Origin of the sequence: Rugamonas sp., assembly GCF_025354735.1 — a bacterium.
GTDB lineage: Bacteria > Pseudomonadota > Gammaproteobacteria > Burkholderiales > Burkholderiaceae_D > Rugamonas.
This window is the reverse complement of sequence record NZ_JANXMI010000187.1, coordinates 1-15,895: the sequence shown is the minus strand read 5'-3', so window position 1 is coordinate 15,895 and position 15,895 is coordinate 1. Positions and strand designations below refer to the sequence as shown.

Here is a 15,895-nt window from a genome sequence, read left to right as displayed (position 1 = left end):
CCCCGGTCTTGTCCCGGTCTTGCCCCCCCGGTCTTGACCCCGGTTGGGGCTCGGGTTTGCGGGCGGAAATCAGGCCGGGGTGTTTATGCCCTTATCACCGGGATGGATTAGGCCGTCACGACCGGGATCGCGCTGACGCTGCTCATCTTTTCGATCTTGGCTTGCCATTCTTTCGGGCCGGTGTTGTGGACCGAGGTGCCGGCCGAATCGACGGCGACCGTCACCGGCATGTCGACGACGTCGAACTCGTAGATCGCTTCCATGCCCATGTCGGCGAAGCCGAGCACCTTGGCGCTCTTGATCGCTTTCGACACCAGGTAGGCGGCGCCGCCGACGGCCATCAAATAGGCCGACTTGTGACGCTGGATCGACTCGATGGCGACCGGGCCGCGCTCGGCCTTGCCGATCATCGCGATCAGGCCGGTTTTTTCCAGCATCATGTCGGTGAACTTGTCCATGCGCGTGGCCGTCGTCGGGCCGGCCGGGCCGACCGCTTCGTCGCGCACCGGGTCGACCGGGCCGACGTAATAAATCACGCGGTCCTTGAAGTCGACCGGCAATGCTTCGCCGCGCGCCAGCATGTCCTGGATGCGCTTGTGGGCGGCGTCGCGGCCGGTCAGCATCTTGCCGTTCAACAGCAAGGTCTGGCCCGGCGTCCACGAGGCCACTTCTTCCTTGGTCAGCGTGTTGAGGTCGACGCGTTTGGATTTTTCCGTGTCCGGCGCCCAGCTGACGTCCGGCCAGGTCGACAGCGGCGGCGGCGTGATGTAGGCGGCGCCCGAGCCGTCGAGCACGAAGTGGCCGTGGCGGGTGGCGGCGCAGTTCGGTATCATCGCCACCGGCTTGGAGGCCGCGTGAGTAGGGTGCATCATGATCTTGACGTCGAGCACGGTGGTCAGGCCGCCCAGGCCCTGGGCGCCGATGCCGAGCGCGTTGACTTTGTCGCACAGCTCGATGCGCAGTTCTTCCAGTTTGTTTTGCGGGCCGCGCGCCTTCAGGTCGTACATGTCGATGTCGTCCATCAGCACTTCCTTGGCCATCAGCATCGCCTTTTCGGCGGTGCCGCCGATGCCGATGCCCAGCATGCCCGGCGGGCACCAGCCGGCGCCCATCGTCGGCACCGTCTTCATGACCCAGTCGACCAGCGAGTCGGACGGGTTGAGCATGACGAATTTCGACTTGTTCTCGGAACCGCCGCCCTTCGCCGCCACCCGCACGTCGACGGTGTCGCCTTCGACCAGTTCCATGTGGACCACGGCCGGCGTGTTGTCCTTGGTGTTCTTGCGGTCGAACTGCGGGTCGGCCACGATGGAGGCGCGCAGCTTGTTGTCGTCGAAATTGTAGGCGCGGCGCACGCCCTCGTTGACGGCGTCGGTGACGGTGCCGCTGAAGCCCTCGAAGCGCACGCCCATGCCGATTTTCAGGAACACGTTGACGATGCCGGTGTCCTGGCAGATCGGGCGCTTGCCCTCGGCGCACATGCGCGAGTTGGTCAGGATCTGGGCGATGGCGTCCTTGGCGGCCGGGCTTTGCTCGGCGGCGTAGGCGCGCGCCAGGTGCTCGATGTAGTCGGCCGGGTGGTAGTAGCTGATGTATTGCAGCGCGGCGGCGACGGATTCGATCAGGTCTGCTTGCTTAATGATGGTCATGGTGGTCTCGCGTGGTTGTGTTCGGGGTGAAAATCAATGGACTCGGGATTTGTTGTGGGTGCCGACGGTCAGCCGGTCGGTGTAGGCGATGGCCAGGGCCGACAGCAGGAACACGGTGTGGATCGCGCTCTGGGCGATCAGCACCTTGGCGTCGTAGGCTTGGGCGTTGATGAAGGTTTTCAATAAATGGATAGACGAGATGCCGATGATGGCCATCGCCAGCTTGGTCTTGAGCACGGAGGCGTTGACGTGGGACAGCCACTCCGGCTCGTCCGGATGGCGGTCCAGGTGCATGCGCGAGACGAAGGTTTCGTAGCCGCCGATGATGACCATGATGAGCAGATTGGAAATCATGACGACGTCGATCAGGCCCAGCACGACCAGCATGATGGTGGTCTCGTTGAGCTTGTCGGGCACGGGCGCGCCGGTGACGGCGACGGCGGCGAAGATGTGGGTCAGCGCGACGTCGTTGCCGAGCGCGGCGGCGATCAGGTCTTTCAGCTCGACCCAGAAGTGGAACACGTAGACGCACTGCGCCAGGATCAGGCCCAGGTACAGCGGCAGTTGCAGCCAGCGACTCATGAAGATGAAGGCCGGCAGCGGGCGCAATCGGGCCGGGGCGGGCGGGCGTTGCGGTAGGGTCATCGCGGCGGATCTCCTGGAGGCGTGCAAAGTCGGGACTGCCGACATTTTACACGTGCGGCCGGGCAACCGCATCGGACCGCGATAGTGGCCGCCGTCCGCGCCTGCCGGAAGAATGTGGGTAGAATTGGGGACCAGGCCGGCGGCGCCGCCTGTAAGGGCGCAGTAAGCGACCGTCGTTATGGTAGCGGCAAATAAATCAAATAATGGAGACCAGCATGAGCACCACACCATCGCAAGGCCAGGGCACCGAGCAGCAGGGCCCGCAGGAATCGCGCATCTTCGCGCCGCCGCCGGCGTTCGCGGCGCAGGCCACCGTGTCCGGCATGGCCGCCTACGAGGCGCTGTGCGCCGAGGCCGCCGCCGATTACGAAGGCTTCTGGGCCCGCCTCGCGCGCGAAAACCTGGTCTGGCAAAAACCGTTCACCCGCACCCTCAACGAGGACGACGCGCCGTTCTACAAATGGTTCGAAGACGGCCACCTGAACGTGTCCTACAACTGCCTGGACCGCAACCTCGAGAACGGCAACGCCGACAAGACCGCCATCATCTTCGAGGCCGACGACGGCGCCGTGACCAGGGTCAGCTACCGGGAACTGCACGCCCAGGTGTGCAAATTCGCCAACGGCCTCAAATCGCGCGGCATCAAAAAGGGCGACCGCGTCATCATCTACATGTCGATGTCGGTGCAGGGCGTGGCGGCGATGCAGGCGTGCGCGCGCATCGGCGCCACCCACTCGGTGGTGTTCGGCGGCTTCTCGGCCAAGTCGCTGCAGGAGCGCATCATCGACGCCGGCGCCGTGGCCGTCATCACGGGCGACGAGCAGCTGCGCGGCGGCAAGCACCTGCCGCTCAAAGCCATCGTCGACGAAGCGCTGGCGCTGGGCGGCTGCGACAGCATCCGGGACGTCATCGTCTACCAGCGCACCGGCGGCGCCATCGCCATGAAGGAGGGCCGCGACACCTGGCTGCACGAGCTGGTCGCATCGCAGGCGGCGGTGTGCGAGCCCGAGTGGGTCGGCGCCGAGCACCCGCTGTTCATCCTCTACACGTCGGGCTCGACCGGCACCCCGAAAGGCGTGCAGCATTCGAGCGGCGGCTACCTGCTGTGGGCCGCGCTGACGATGAAGTGGAGTTTCGACATCAAGCGCGACGACGTCTACTGGTGCACGGCCGACATCGGCTGGGTTACCGGCCACAGCTACATCGCCTACGGCCCGACCGCCGTCGGCGCCACCCAGGTGGTGTTCGAAGGCATCCCCACCTACCCCAACGCGGGCCGCTTCTGGGGCACCATCGCCAAGCACAAGGTGAGCATTTTCTACACGGCGCCGACGGCGATCCGCTCGCTCATCAAGGCATCCGACGTCGACCCGAAAGTGCATCCAAAGCATTACGACCTGACGTCGCTGCGCCTGCTCGGCACGGTGGGCGAGCCGATCAATCCGGAAGCGTGGATGTGGTATTACACCCAGGTGGGGCAGGAGCGCTGCCCCATCGTCGACACCTTCTGGCAGACCGAGACGGGCGGCCACATGATCACGCCGCTGCCGGGCGCGACGCCGATGGTGCCGGGGTCCTGCACCCTGCCGCTGCCCGGCATCATGGCCGCCATCGTCGACGAGGCGGGGCTGGACGTGCCGAACGGGCAGGGCGGCATCCTCGTCGTCAAGCGGCCGTGGCCGTCGATGATACGCACCATCTGGGGCAATCCCGAGCGCTTCAAGGCCGGCTATTTCCCGGACGAGCTCGGCGGCAAGATGTATCTGGCCGGCGACGGGGCGATCCGCAACAAGGAGACCGGCTACTTCACCATCACCGGCCGCATCGACGACGTGCTCAACGTGTCGGGCCACCGCATGGGCACGATGGAAATCGAATCGGCGCTGGTGGCCAATCCGCTGGTGGCCGAAGCGGCCGTGGTGGGCCGTCCCGACGAGACGACGGGCGAATCGATCTGCGCCTTCGTCGTGCTGAAGCAGGCGCGGCCGACGGGGGCCGAGGCCCAGCGGCTGGCGACGGAGTTGCGCAACTGGGTCGCCAAGGAAATCGGGCCGATCGCCAAGCCCAAGGAAATCCGCTTCGGCGACAACCTGCCGAAGACGCGCTCGGGCAAGATCATGCGGCGCCTGCTGCGGGTGCTGGCCAAGGGCGAGACGATCACGCAGGACGTGTCGACGCTGGAAAATCCGGCGATACTGGAGCAGCTCAAAGAAGCGATCTGAGCTTGCGGCGAATAAGTTTGGTAGTCCTTGGAATTCTTGCTATAATCTGGCGCTTCCCGAAAGGGGAGAAAGTTGCAGGAGAGGTGGATGAGTGGTTGAAGTCGCACGCCTGGAAAGCGTGTATAGGTTCATAGCCTATCGGGGGTTCGAATCCCCCTCTCTCCGCCAAGAACAAGTAGTAGGAAGTCCAAGAACGTCCAGAAGCCCGCGATTCTCCCAGTGAGAACGCGGGTTTTTTGTTGGCTAAGCACTTTTGGCGTCCATTTACATCCAGCATCCTTGCATCCATACTTTCATCCATGGATGCAAAACCCCGAACCGCATGGATGCAAAATGCCTAAACTCGCCACACCACTGACAGACACCGCCGTTAAAAACGCCAAACCCAAGGACAAGACATACACACTGGGCGACGGCGACGGCATGTATTTGGAGATCACGCCGAACGGCTCAAAATTCTGGCGACTGGCTTACCGGCAGGCGAATGGCAAACCAAACCGGCTGACCTTCGGCAAGTATCCCGAAGTGACGCTTGCATTGGCCCGTGACAGACGCTTGGCGGCTCGCAAATTGTTGGATCAAGGGATCGACCCCGGACAAGACAAGAAAGACCGCGAGCGCGAACAGAGCGAAGCCAACGCCAACACCTTTGAGAAGCTGGCCCGTGAGTGGCACACGAACAAGTTGCCGACGTGGAGTCCTGCAACGGCGCGTGACACGATCCGGCGACTGGAAATCGACATCTTCCCAGAAATCGGCACCATGCCAATCGGAGCCGTCAAGCACCAGCACATGATTGCGGCCCTGCGCAAGATCGAGAGCCGGGGCGCACATGAGATTGCCCACCGCATCAAGGCCACTTGCGCCCGTGTGTTCACCTACGCCAGCCAGCAAGGCATCGAGAACCGCAACCCGGCGGCAGACATGAAGGACGTGCTTAAGCCGGTCAAAGCGGGCCACTTCGCCGCCATCACCGCTGACGAACTGCCCGCCTTCCTCGCCGCGATGGACAAGAACGACGCCCGTCTGTTCAAGCCGACCCGGATTGCGCTGCGCCTGATGATGTTGGTTTTCGTGCGCACGTCGGAGTTGATCGAAACACCGTGGAGCGAAATCGACCTTGAGGCCGGGGAGTGGATCATCCCGTGGCAGCGTATGAAGCGTGGCAAGCTGACCGTGAACCCAGACACTACCCCCCACCACGTCTGTCTCTCCCGTCAGGCGCTGGAATTGCTCCACGAGCTTCGTACCTTAACTGGTGGCGGAAAATACCTGTTCCCGAACCAGCGCGACCACGAGAAACCAATGAGTAACGGTGCGATCCTCGCTGCATTGAAACGCATGGGCTACAAGAACCGCATGACCGGCCACGGCTTCCGCGCCCTTGCAATGTCGACGATCAAGGAGCACTTGGGCTACCGGCATGAGGTTGTAGACCGCCAGCTTGCCCACGCACAAAAGAACAAGGTGGAGGCAGCTTATGACCGGGCGAAGTTTCTGGCCGAGCGGCGCGTGATGATGCAGGACTGGGCAAATTACCTTGATGGCGTCGCCAGTGGCAAAGTGGTGGCTGGTAACTTCGGACGGAGGGCAGCATGAGTAGTGGTAAAAGTTATCAGCAGTGGGGCGCATTTGGAACGGCGACTGAGAACACCGAACCGGAGCCAAGACCGGAAATTGCCTCCGGCATCTGTGGCAGCACATGGGGGCTAACGGAGGAAACCTTTATTGATAGTGCCACCGGCGTAGTAACCCACAAACTGACCATTGAAAATGGCGATGCGCAAGAGAAGATAGATGATGCCCGCGCAAGCATTAACAGAGAAATCCGAAAGGCGGTTTTGAAATCGCCAGCGGGAGAACTCTATAGATTGTCTGGCGGTCGAGACGCCATGTCGGCACCAATCGAAACCGCGATGAGTTTGGCTATGAACCATGAGGATGTTCATAGCGTTTGGGCGGCGCTGGTCGAAATGGCGCTGCGCGAAGATAGGGCCGCACCTTTGCTAGGCATGACTGATGACGGCTTATTTGTCGAATATCGCGGCAATGGGGGCATCACTACGATGTTCAGTTTTCCAATGTTAAAAGGAAGACTGCGGCGGCAAGGAGAGGCGCGTAGCGGCAAGTAGCGGCGCGCTCCGGCACGCTCCGGCACGCTCAGACCGCGCAATATTCAGTTGCGCCCTGCTCGTTATATCGTTCGGTCTGTTGTTGCTTACCGGCAGCAACCAGACATTTACGAAAGGTATCAGACATGACGAACGTAATCGCACTCCCCCTCCCAGTAAACACCGTGACGGGAGAGGTCATTCTTCGCCTCCCTCGCGTTAAAGAGCGCACCGGATTTGGTAGAGCCAGCATCTACGCCGGGGTGAAGAACGGGACTTTTCCCGCTCCTATCAAACTGGGCGAGCGAGCTGTTGGTTGGCTCGCATCGTCGGTTGATGCGTGGATTCAATCGCGCGTTCAAGCCAGCCGTAAGCAGGTGGCTCAATGAGCACGAAGCCTATGCCAAACCCACTCACCGTCGAGAATTTCCATGCCGTTGACGCCTACACCTGCAAGCAGACGATGGCCGAATCGCGCTTGGAATATTCCATCGATATGGGCGGCTTTACGCTGCATCACGGCACCCGACACGGCGCGCCTATCATCATCGCCGAACACCTCAATCAGAAGGCCGACGAGCTGTCCGGCATCTGGTTTGACGGCGGCCAATAACGAAAGGAATTACCGTGCCAAAAATCAATTTCGCCGACCTCGACTCCACCGGCAAGCGCATGGTCTTTTGGCTTGCCGACGAGGCCAAGACTGTCACGTCGCTCATCACCGATGCCGCCACCCACATCGGCGAAATCTGGGAGGCAGCCGCGTTCATGAAGCAGTTCCCGGAAGGAACCGCCGAGCGGGCCACGCTTGCCGAACGGCTGCAACTTGGCGACCGGAGCGCCGAGAGCATCCCGGATTGCCTCAAGCGTGCCGTGCCCGGCTACCGGACGCTGGCCGAGGCGGCAGACGCCGAGCTTGACGAGCTGCTGGCCGACCTCAAGGCCTACCCCGGCACCGTGTCGGCCGCCTGATGCGACAGGAGGCACCGACAGCGGCCGAGCTTGTCTTCCATCCGGGCGAGTGTCCAGCGTGGAAGGAGGAGGCCGTCACCCCCGCATACGAGCCGTTCTCGTCGCTGCTGCACTCCGTCGCGCCTGACACCTTGGACGAAGCGCGGCGGCGGGTAGCAAAGCTAGACAGGGCCGACCTGATCCAGCGATACCGGGCGGCATATGCGGACGGCAAACGCCTGACCGCCTACGTCATGGCGGGCGAGCTGATCGAACGCGGCATCCCTCCGTTTTGCTGGCGTGAGGTGCTGGCGCTGGACAGCGCCACCATCAACCAGTGCGCCGACCTCATGCTTTCCGACCTGGCATGGCTGCGCCGCCAGCACCCCGCACACGCGAGCGCCGTTCGATACCAGCGAGGCAAGGCACTGCTGACCGGCAGCGAGACGGTCTTTCTCCGTGAAGCCGAGTTCGCCTTTTATGGGGGCAAGCGACCCGCATGGAAACTTGTTCAATCAATAAGTATGACAGATAGACAGCAATGGGAGGCTGCATACCTGCGCTCGACTCCAATCAAGAGGGCGGCAGAGGCCATGGCCATCCTCAGCGAGCGGGTGCGACAGGCATTGCATGACAACCTGCAAACGGTCCACCGGACGCCCACGTTCAGTGAGGCCGACGCACAGGCATCGCTTGCGCGCCGTCATGCGCTATGGCGCTGCTCGCGCATGGTCAAGGGTGAAAGCGCGGCCATGATTGCAGCACGCTACATGCAGCTCACCGGCGAACTGATCACGAGACAGGCGGCAGCAAAACAGCTTGAAAAAGTGCACGCCGTGCTGCGTAACAAAGGAGATGACTTTTTATGTGGGTAGCTCCGAACTCAGGTCGAAAAGTTGTATTTTGTGGAACGTAGTTCCACATTGTCCTCTGCCACCCCCTAAACTCACTTCCAAGCCCGGAGAATCGACTATCCGACCGGGTGGCAAAAAGAGGCGACCCGAGGGGGTGGCACAAGGCCCAATTGAGGGGGTGGCAAAAAGCAACCCCTTGCCACCCCCTCATTCTAGTTTTTGCGTGAACCGGCGCAGCTCAATAGGTCGAAATAGATTCGCACGCCTGTATTTTTACACTCATTTCGTATTGCGTTGTAAGTAATTGATTATAAAGTGTATTTTATTAAATAATGACGGAATCATGCTCAAGCCGCGCTAGGCTATTCCTGGGGCTGCGCACTGGTAGAACCCGTCATCACCTAACCGGCTCCGCCACCATTGCTTGACGGCAGCATTGCATGAACAGTAAGATCGATTATCGGCTCGACAAGCCGACCAACCACCGAGGAACAGACGAAACATGAAGCACGTATCACCTGAACACGCAACCGATCTACTCGAAGTTATGACCATCGCCCAGTCCATCGACAACGGCACGACCATCACACATCACGGCCACATCGAAGGCCAGCCGACTATCCTCATTTCCACCTGTCGCGGCGAGGGCGACTGCTACATCATCCAGTAACACCGACCCGGTAGGACAACAAGGTAAGCGGAACGACCCGCTTACCTTGTCGCCTTGCCCAGTAAGTCACCGGTGACTGATTGGCAAACAAATCCAAACCGAAAATATGAGGAAATTGACGCATGCGCAGACTTTTACTCTCCATTGCATTTCTAGCTGTCAGCAGCGTTGCGTTGGCCGACCAAACAGCAAAGCAAGAAAAGGCCTTTAACGATATGCGGGAGCTGCTGGTCGGGTGCGATATTTCCTATAAGACCGATTCTGTTCGATTGGACAACGAATACAGTCGGCGATATTTGGACTTGCTATCGCAAAGCTCCAGAACGATTCCTGAAAGCGAAAAATACAAGCTCAGAATGGATGTTGAGCAGGACTTCGCGAAGAAGCCAAGCGAATATCAGAAATGCGTCAAGGAAGCAAAGGCTGACGTTGGTGGCAAGGCAAGGTTGTTCAGCACATTCTTTAAGGCAAACCAGCAGCAGAAAGCTAAGCGAGTCTTAGCATTCTGGATGACCGCGCTCGGCGCGACCGGCGACCGCAACTTCGATGATGCACTCACGAAATTTGACGACGCAGTGAATGACCTTAGGGTGGAAGCGATGGTCGGCTCGGGTAAGTAATATTCAGGTGCCAAAAGTGAAAGTCCTAGAATATAAGCATTGCCGCGATGGGCTAGCGTTCATCAACTTTGAAGCGCCAGCCGTCTAACCTTACAGGGCGGCACAACTCCAGCCTATTTGCTGGCGCTGGTTGTCGCTCCACCTGTTGTCACGCTCCAACAGAAGAAAATAAAGTTGCCGCGCCCTTGCTCCCAAACACGCAAGCGGGAACGCGGTTCGACCAAGATGCCAGAAGGAATATCTTGTTCATCCATGAGTGCATCCATGGCGCTATATTGAAAAGATGAAACACAGTATCCATGCGGGTTTCAGGGAATGATTCGGCTTCCCCTCTCGGATACAAAGCAAAAAGCCACCCTCGGGTGGCTTTTTTGTTTTGTGACGGGCGGAGAGAAGCAAGCCGCCTGCGCGGCTTGCGCGGGGGATTCGAAGGGCTGGGCGTACCTCGCCCAGCCCTCTCCGAATCGCCCAATTGCCACCGCTGTGCGGTGGCGCGCCGACAGGCGCCGCGCGCAGCGAAAAAAATTCCTACCAGTACTATTTCACCCGATTAATTCGTTCGCTGTCGGCCTGATCTTCATGCCCACGCTCACGAAAAATGCCACGGACCATCCGGTCATACACCGGCCTAATAAGCTTGGGCGACAAAAAACGGATGATGTCATATTCAAAGTGTATCGTTATGCCGAGTGGTCAGCGTGGGCGCGGCGGCCGGACGCGGCAACGATGGCACTCGTCCGGCCCGTCCCCGCCTCCGCCTCCGCCCGCTCCCCGACCGGCTTCAACGATATCGACGCGCTCAGAACGCGGTCCGCCGCCGCCAAGATATCTCATAAGTAAGAGCTATCTGTGTAAAAGCGACAGATGGTATTTTTCTGTTGAGCAACAGTCGGCATAAGAGTACATTAGCCCTTCCTGCCTGGACATGGTTTCCGGGACGGGAGCACCGCAAACCCGTGCCTTCAGGCTGAGAGACATCATGAAAAATTTAAAAATAGGGACGCGCCTGGCAATGGGCTTCGGTTTGGTACTCGTTTCGATGGCGCTGATGACGGCCATCGGCCTGTGGCGCATGCAGACGGTGGCGCAGGCCACCCACGCGATGATGCAGCAACCGCTGGCCAAGGAGCGCATGATTAGCGACTGGTACCGCCTGATCCACACCAGCGTGCGGCGCACGACGGCCATTTCCAAGAGCAGCGATCCGTCGCTGGGACCGTTCTTCGCCGACGACTCGGCGACGTCCTCGAAGTCCGTCATCGAGTTGCAAAAGAAAGTGCTGGAGCTGGTCGAGTCGCCGCAGGAGCAGGCGCTGATCGACAGCATGCAGCCTATCCGCAAAGCTTTCCTGACGTCGCGCGACGATATCGTGACGCTGAAAAAAGACAATCAGCTGGAGCAGGCCGAGCAGGTGCTGCAAGCCAAATTCATCCCGGCCGGCAATGCCTACGTCGACGCGCTCAAGCAGCTGCAAGACATGCAGCGCGCCAGCATCGACCGCCGCGCCGAGGACATCGACGGTATTTACTCGGCCAGCCGCAATTTCCTCATCAGCGTCGGCGTGGTGGTGTTCGCGCTCGGCACGCTGGCGGCCTGGTGGCTGACGGTGGGCATCACGCGGCCGCTCAAGCATGCGGTCGGCATCGCCCGCACCGTCGCCGACAGCGACTTGAGCAGCGAGATCGAGGTCGATTCGGCCGATGAAACGGGCCAGCTGTTGCAGGCGCTCAAGGACATGAACGACAGCCTGGCCGGTGTCGTCGGCCGCGTGCGCTCGGGCACGGATTTGATCGCGACGGCGACCCATGAAATCGCCAGCGGCAACCTGGACTTGTCGAGCCGCACCGAGCAGCAGGCCAGCTCGCTCGAAGAAACCGCCTCCTCGATGGAGGAGCTGACGGCGACCGTGCGCCAAAACGCCGACAACGCGCGCCAGGCCAACCAGCTGGCCGGTGCGGCGTCGGCCGTGGCGCAGCGCGGCGGCGCCGTCGTCGCGCAAGTGGTCGATACGATGGACGCGATCAATGCGTCGGCGCGCAAGATCGTCGACATCATCAGCGTCATCGACGGCATCGCCTTCCAGACCAACATCCTGGCGCTGAACGCGGCGGTCGAGGCGGCGCGGGCCGGCGAGCAGGGCCGCGGCTTCGCCGTCGTCGCTTCCGAGGTGCGCAACCTGGCCCAGCGCAGCGCCGCCGCCGCCAAGGAAATCAAGGTGTTGATCGGCGACTCGGTCGACCAGGTCGACGCCGGCAGCAAGCTCGTTTCGGTGGCGGGCGCGACGATGGACGAGGTCGTCGTCAGCGTGCAGCGCGTGACCGATATCATGGGCGAGATCAGCACCGCCAGCGTTGAGCAGAGCGACGGCATCGAGCAAGTCAACCACGCCGTCGCCGAGATGGATCAGGTGACGCAGCAGAACGCCGCGCTGGTCGAGCAGGCCGCCGCCGCCGCCGCGTCCTTGCAGGACCAGGCCGCCGTGCTGGCGGACGTGGTGCGCATCTTCAAGCTGAGCAAGTCCAGCCCGCTCGCGCCGGCGGCGACCAGGGCGATTAACGCAACTAACGCAACTAACGCAACTAACGCGGTCAAGGCCATGCGGGCGGCGCCGGTCCGCGCCGTCGTCGCGCCGCGCGTATCGGCCGCCGCGCGTCCCCAGCTGGCGAGCACCGATCAGTGGGAATCGTTTTGACGGAGCGGCCGCGCTGAGCGAGCGGCCTGATCGGCGCCGACGATGGCGATGAAGGTTTGCGCGAACAGGTGGACGTCGCCGGGCCAGCGCGCCGACACATAATTGCCGTCGCGGACCACCCAGGCGGCGCGCGTGTCGGCGGCGGTGTCGCGGAACAGGCCGCTGGTTTTGCGGAAGCGGTGGGCGGCCCGCGCCGGCACGTCGACGAAATCGGCCGGGCTCGCCAGCGCGCGCGTCACTTCGGCCTGCACGCCGCGGTAGCCGGCCGGTTCGCCGGCCTGTTCCTCGTAGGTGCGGTAGTAGGCGGCGTCCCAGAAGCGGCCGCCGAAGCGCATCAGCTGCCACGCCTTGTTTTCCATCGCCCATGTCAGCGCCACGGTCCGGCGGCCGTGCAGGACCGAGTGGGCGCCGTCGGCCGTGACGCTGCGCGCGGCCAGCACCACGCCGTGGCAGATGGCGCCGACCGGCAAGTTGCGCGCGAAGCAGCGCGCCACGCAGCGTTGCAGCGTGGCGTCCTCCAGATAGGCCCGCATGCCGCGCGACCAGTGGCCGCCGGGCAGGATCAGGCCGTCATAATCGGCCGCATCGAGCGCGTCGTAGCGCAGCGGCTGTAGAAAGCGCGGGTCGCGTTCCAGCGCCGCGTAGGCCGCGCGGGCTTCGCCGTTGGCGCGCAGGATCAGCCCCATCAGCTTCAGGCGGCGCAGCAGCGGCACGGCGCCCCACAGGTCGAGGCCGCGTCCGCTCAACATCAGCGGGTCGCCGTGGCCGCACCGGCCGTCCGGCGTCGCGAAATGAACTTCGTAGCCGTGGGCGCGCAGCAGCCGCCACGTCAGCGCCACTTCGCTGGGGTCGAAGTCGCGGTGGGGCAGGGGCATGAGGATGGTCGGTGCGGAAGCGGTCATGGCGGCGCGGCGTGAGGAGGACCGCCGTATGCTAGCACCGATTATTGGCGCCCGGCCGGGCTTTAAAACAGCGGACAGTAGTGCGTGTTGCTTTCGCCGTTAGTGCTGAGCGTGCCGTCGCTGTGCACGTGCTTGACCCAGCCGTCAGGATGCGCGGGCGTCGGCTTGGCGCCGCAGTTGGTGTGGACCCAGTGGATGCCGACGCCCTTGCTGTACAGCTGTCCGCACAATTGCAGCCTGTCGTTGACGCGAATGGTGTTCAGCGGCGGCGGGATGCCGGTCCGACCGGCCTGGAAGCCGGTGGCGAAGACGTTGTCCATGGCCACGTCGTAGACGCGGCCATCCTGGTCGGCGCGCAGCGACACGTGGGTGTGCGACAGCTCGACGCCGTGGCGGAACTGGCCGTGCGCGAACGCGGGCGGGGTCATGACGACGCCGCTCAGGTAGCTGCCCGCCGCCGCCTTGCAGGCGCTGTGCTCGTCGGCCCGCGCGGGCGCGCTCAAGGCCGCCAGCAGGCCCAGCGCCTGGACGATGGCGGCCAGTGTCGGCATCGGTCCAGGGCCAGGCCTAAACCTAAGCACCGGCCTCAGCGTCAACCCCAAGCTTGGCCTCGTCGACGATGGACCCATCATGCCGATTCGAGCCGGATGGTCCAGAAGTCGCTGGCGAGGTTGTTGTCGAGCAGGTAGGCGTAGGGCATCATGCAATAGCCGGCCTGGCCCCAGCCGGCGCCCCAGGAATTGCGGGTGATGAAGGCTTGCTTCGCATCGTCGTAGCCGACCACCAGCATGCAGTGTCCGCCCACCACTTCTTCGCTGGCCCCCGGCATCGGTACGATGCCGGTCTTGGCCACGTCGGCGCTTTCAAAACTGTCGTAGGCGGTGAAACCGAACACGAAGGGATAGCCGGCCGCGACGCACTGCTTCATCTGGCTCAGGTTTTGCGACAGGCGCTGGTAGCCGATGGTCTTGTATTTGAGCGCGTCCGAATAGCAGGAGGCGCTGGGCTTGTGGGCGAACTTGGCGACGTCGTAGGGCCACTCCGTTTCGGCGCAATCGCCCTGCTTGGCGACGGTCTTGATGCCGTCGCGGATTTGCGCGCCGGCGTCGGACTGCACGGTGTGCTCGATGACGCGCTCGTTGTAGTAGATGAACAGCCGGCTCGGCACGAAGTCCGGCGCGGCCTTCTGTTTCAGCCGCTCGAACTGGACGGCGCCGCCGATGCCGTTGGCGGTGCAGCTGCCCAGCTGGCCCTGGTCGTAGACCGGCGGACACTGGCTGCGCAAATCGACCAGCGCCGGCGGCGCCGCCATGGCCTCGTTGCGGGCCGAATAGATGATGTCGCGCTGGTCCGGCAAGTCGGGTATCCAGCCGAATTTTTTGGTGGTGTATGCCATGCTAGCCTCTCTTTACGTAATTCGCATCGGGCCTGCCAGCATGACAGAATCGGGGCCGCGACGGCGCCCGATAAGCCTTATTTATCTGAGGGAAGGCTGGAAATCGGCGTCGAGTATGCTGCCGAAGATGAAGCCGTCCGCCTGCATGGCGACGATGATCTGTTCCAGTTTTTTCAGCGTGTTCGGATGGATTTCATGCATCAGGATGATGCCGCCCTTGCGCGCCCGCGCCGCCGACACGACGTGGCCGACGTAGTCGTCGCGGTATTGCGGCAGCACGCCGCAGGAGATCGCTTCCCTGGCGTCGACGCTGCCGGTCTTGTCGTAGGCCCAGTCGCAGGAATCGATGTGCCAGCCGACGATTTTATAGCCGCGCGCGCGCACCAGCTGGTTGGTCTCGCACGAGGAATTGCCGTAGGGGTAGCGGAACAGCTTGGTCGTCACGTCGGCCGCCAGCACGGCTTCGTCGCGCAGCACTTCGTCGCCCTGTTCGACGGCGCCGATGTCGTGGAAGTTCGGATGATCCCAGGAATGGTTGCCGATCACCTGGTGGCCGGACGCGCGCACCAGCGCCATCAACTCGGGATATTTTTCGACCTTTTCGCCGATCATGAAGAAGGTGGCCGGAATATTATATTTTTTCAGCAGGCCGAGGATCAGCTCCGTGCCTTGCGGCGACGGGCCGTCGTCGAAGGTCAGCGCCACGTGCATGGGCGGTGGCGCGGTGGCGATGTCGGACTCGTATTTGCAGCCGAGCTCCAGCGTCGTCGCTTCGACGGTCAGCTTGTCGTTGAGGCGCTTGAGCGAGTGCTTGCGGATGTGGCGGGTTTCCTCCTCGACCGTGTGGATGGCCGGCGGCGTCGCCGGGGTGTTGTCGACGATGGTGGTGTGGCCGATTTCGGCCTGCGCGGCGGCGTGCGATGGCGCGAAGGCGGCCAGCAACAGGGTGGCGGCGAGCAGGGTGCGCGGCAGCGTCAGCGGGCGCGAACGCGGGTGCGGGAAGGCGGGTGAGGTCATGGGGGGGCTTCGGTGTCGATGGCGGTGGAGGTCGCCGACACTATAGCCGAAGTGGGAGAGCGTGCGGGTGGGCTGCCGGCGACGTGGCCATCGGGGTCCGACCCCAAGTGTCGCCGGCGCGAGCGGACCCCAAGTCTAGATCGCGGTGTCGCCGGCGCTAGACTTG

The 15,895-nt window shown here is 62.5% G+C and carries 17 protein-coding genes and 1 tRNA gene; 11 read left to right on the top strand and 7 right to left on the bottom strand.

The annotated features are described in order from the left end of the window. Positions 1-107: 107 nt before the first annotated feature. Positions 108-1,649 carry a fumarate hydratase gene (locus Q0S71_RS15000; RefSeq protein WP_295997187.1) on the bottom strand — a complete coding sequence of 514 codons (1,542 nt, stop codon included), beginning with the start codon at positions 1,647-1,649 and terminating at the stop codon, positions 108-110. Between the two features lie 33 nt (positions 1,650-1,682). Next, positions 1,683-2,294 carry a YqhA family protein gene (locus tag Q0S71_RS14995; RefSeq protein WP_295997185.1) on the bottom strand — a complete coding sequence of 204 codons (612 nt, stop codon included), beginning with the start codon at positions 2,292-2,294 and terminating at the stop codon, positions 1,683-1,685. Between the two features lie 215 nt (positions 2,295-2,509). On the opposite strand from Q0S71_RS14995, the gene acs reads away from it, so the two are divergent. The 10 genes from acs to Q0S71_RS14945 all read left to right on the top strand — a co-directional run bounded on the left by acs (position 2,510) and on the right by Q0S71_RS14945 (position 9,722). Continuing rightward, positions 2,510-4,516 carry an acetate--CoA ligase gene (gene acs, locus Q0S71_RS14990; RefSeq protein WP_295997182.1) on the top strand — a complete coding sequence of 669 codons (2,007 nt, stop codon included), beginning with the start codon at positions 2,510-2,512 and terminating at the stop codon, positions 4,514-4,516. 77 nt (positions 4,517-4,593) lie between these two features. Next, positions 4,594-4,684 (top strand) — tRNA-Ser (locus Q0S71_RS14985). A gap of 165 nt (positions 4,685-4,849) precedes the next feature. After that, positions 4,850-6,115, top strand: a complete 1,266-nt coding sequence (locus Q0S71_RS14980; protein WP_295997179.1) for an integrase arm-type DNA-binding domain-containing protein — start codon at positions 4,850-4,852, stop codon at positions 6,113-6,115. Next, positions 6,112-6,648, top strand: a complete 537-nt coding sequence (locus tag Q0S71_RS14975; protein WP_295997178.1) for a hypothetical protein — start codon at positions 6,112-6,114, stop codon at positions 6,646-6,648. The genes Q0S71_RS14980 and Q0S71_RS14975 overlap by 4 nt, the downstream gene beginning before the upstream one ends. Positions 6,649-6,773: 125 nt before the next feature. Then, on the top strand, positions 6,774-7,016 hold the full coding sequence (locus Q0S71_RS14970; protein WP_295997175.1) for an AlpA family transcriptional regulator: 243 nt from the start codon (positions 6,774-6,776) through the stop codon (positions 7,014-7,016). Continuing rightward, entirely contained in the window at positions 7,013-7,240 is a 228-nt protein-coding gene (locus Q0S71_RS14965; protein ID WP_295997173.1) for a hypothetical protein, read from the top strand. The genes Q0S71_RS14970 and Q0S71_RS14965 overlap by 4 nt, the downstream gene beginning before the upstream one ends. A gap of 14 nt (positions 7,241-7,254) precedes the next feature. Next, positions 7,255-7,599 (top strand): hypothetical protein, encoded by a 345-nt coding sequence (locus Q0S71_RS14960; RefSeq protein WP_295997169.1) that lies wholly within the window; start codon positions 7,255-7,257, stop codon positions 7,597-7,599. After that, positions 7,599-8,453, top strand: coding sequence for a hypothetical protein (locus Q0S71_RS14955; protein WP_295997167.1), 855 nt, complete (start codon positions 7,599-7,601; stop codon positions 8,451-8,453). Before Q0S71_RS14960 ends, Q0S71_RS14955 begins: the two co-directional genes overlap by 1 nt. A gap of 481 nt (positions 8,454-8,934) precedes the next feature. After that, positions 8,935-9,102, top strand: coding sequence for a hypothetical protein (locus Q0S71_RS14950; protein ID WP_295997165.1), 168 nt, complete (start codon positions 8,935-8,937; stop codon positions 9,100-9,102). A gap of 122 nt (positions 9,103-9,224) precedes the next feature. Further along, positions 9,225-9,722 carry a hypothetical protein gene (locus tag Q0S71_RS14945; RefSeq protein ID WP_295997162.1) on the top strand — a complete coding sequence of 166 codons (498 nt, stop codon included), beginning with the start codon at positions 9,225-9,227 and terminating at the stop codon, positions 9,720-9,722. Between the two features lie 113 nt (positions 9,723-9,835). Here Q0S71_RS14945 and Q0S71_RS14940 read toward each other — a convergent pair whose 3' ends face one another. Further along, positions 9,836-9,976 carry a hypothetical protein gene (locus Q0S71_RS14940; protein ID WP_295997159.1) on the bottom strand — a complete coding sequence of 47 codons (141 nt, stop codon included), beginning with the start codon at positions 9,974-9,976 and terminating at the stop codon, positions 9,836-9,838. A 725-nt stretch (positions 9,977-10,701) separates the two neighbouring features. On the opposite strand from Q0S71_RS14940, the gene Q0S71_RS14935 reads away from it, so the two are divergent. After that, entirely contained in the window at positions 10,702-12,414 is a 1,713-nt protein-coding gene (locus tag Q0S71_RS14935) for a methyl-accepting chemotaxis protein (protein WP_295997156.1), read from the top strand. Here the strand turns inward: Q0S71_RS14935 and Q0S71_RS14930 are convergent. The 4 genes from Q0S71_RS14930 to Q0S71_RS14915 all read right to left on the bottom strand — a co-directional run bounded on the left by Q0S71_RS14930 (position 12,396) and on the right by Q0S71_RS14915 (position 15,729). Further along, entirely contained in the window at positions 12,396-13,316 is a 921-nt protein-coding gene (locus Q0S71_RS14930) for a type 1 glutamine amidotransferase domain-containing protein (RefSeq protein WP_295997151.1), read from the bottom strand. The genes Q0S71_RS14935 and Q0S71_RS14930 overlap by 19 nt on opposite strands. Positions 13,317-13,378: 62 nt before the next feature. Further along, positions 13,379-13,867: a hypothetical protein gene (locus tag Q0S71_RS14925; RefSeq protein WP_295997148.1), complete on the bottom strand. Its 489-nt coding sequence runs from the start codon at positions 13,865-13,867 to the stop codon at positions 13,379-13,381. Positions 13,868-13,944: 77 nt separating this feature from the next. Continuing rightward, on the bottom strand, positions 13,945-14,712 hold the full coding sequence (locus Q0S71_RS14920) for a C1 family peptidase (protein WP_295997146.1): 768 nt from the start codon (positions 14,710-14,712) through the stop codon (positions 13,945-13,947). A gap of 81 nt (positions 14,713-14,793) precedes the next feature. Continuing rightward, complete coding sequence (locus Q0S71_RS14915; protein ID WP_295997144.1) at positions 14,794-15,729, bottom strand: polysaccharide deacetylase family protein; 936 nt, start codon at positions 15,727-15,729, stop codon at positions 14,794-14,796. Positions 15,730-15,895 lie beyond the last annotated feature (166 nt).

Coding starts and splice junctions, on each gene's coding strand:
- Q0S71_RS15000 (WP_295997187.1), bottom strand. CDS start 1,649: ATGACCATCATTAAGCAAGCAGACCTGATCGAATCCGTCGCCGCCGCG.
- Q0S71_RS14995 (WP_295997185.1), bottom strand. CDS start 2,294: ATGACCCTACCGCAACGCCCGCCCGCCCCGGCCCGATTGCGCCCGCTG.
- acs (WP_295997182.1), top strand. CDS start 2,510: ATGAGCACCACACCATCGCAAGGCCAGGGCACCGAGCAGCAGGGCCCG.
- Q0S71_RS14980 (WP_295997179.1), top strand. CDS start 4,850: ATGCCTAAACTCGCCACACCACTGACAGACACCGCCGTTAAAAACGCC.
- Q0S71_RS14975 (WP_295997178.1), top strand. CDS start 6,112: ATGAGTAGTGGTAAAAGTTATCAGCAGTGGGGCGCATTTGGAACGGCG.
- Q0S71_RS14970 (WP_295997175.1), top strand. CDS start 6,774: ATGACGAACGTAATCGCACTCCCCCTCCCAGTAAACACCGTGACGGGA.
- Q0S71_RS14965 (WP_295997173.1), top strand. CDS start 7,013: ATGAGCACGAAGCCTATGCCAAACCCACTCACCGTCGAGAATTTCCAT.
- Q0S71_RS14955 (WP_295997167.1), top strand. CDS start 7,599: ATGCGACAGGAGGCACCGACAGCGGCCGAGCTTGTCTTCCATCCGGGC.
- Q0S71_RS14950 (WP_295997165.1), top strand. CDS start 8,935: ATGAAGCACGTATCACCTGAACACGCAACCGATCTACTCGAAGTTATG.
- Q0S71_RS14945 (WP_295997162.1), top strand. CDS start 9,225: ATGCGCAGACTTTTACTCTCCATTGCATTTCTAGCTGTCAGCAGCGTT.
- Q0S71_RS14940 (WP_295997159.1), bottom strand. CDS start 9,976: ATGGATGAACAAGATATTCCTTCTGGCATCTTGGTCGAACCGCGTTCC.
- Q0S71_RS14935 (WP_295997156.1), top strand. CDS start 10,702: ATGAAAAATTTAAAAATAGGGACGCGCCTGGCAATGGGCTTCGGTTTG.
- Q0S71_RS14930 (WP_295997151.1), bottom strand. CDS start 13,316: ATGACCGCTTCCGCACCGACCATCCTCATGCCCCTGCCCCACCGCGAC.
- Q0S71_RS14925 (WP_295997148.1), bottom strand. CDS start 13,867: ATGCCGACACTGGCCGCCATCGTCCAGGCGCTGGGCCTGCTGGCGGCC.
- Q0S71_RS14920 (WP_295997146.1), bottom strand. CDS start 14,712: ATGGCATACACCACCAAAAAATTCGGCTGGATACCCGACTTGCCGGAC.
- Q0S71_RS14915 (WP_295997144.1), bottom strand. CDS start 15,729: ATGACCTCACCCGCCTTCCCGCACCCGCGTTCGCGCCCGCTGACGCTG.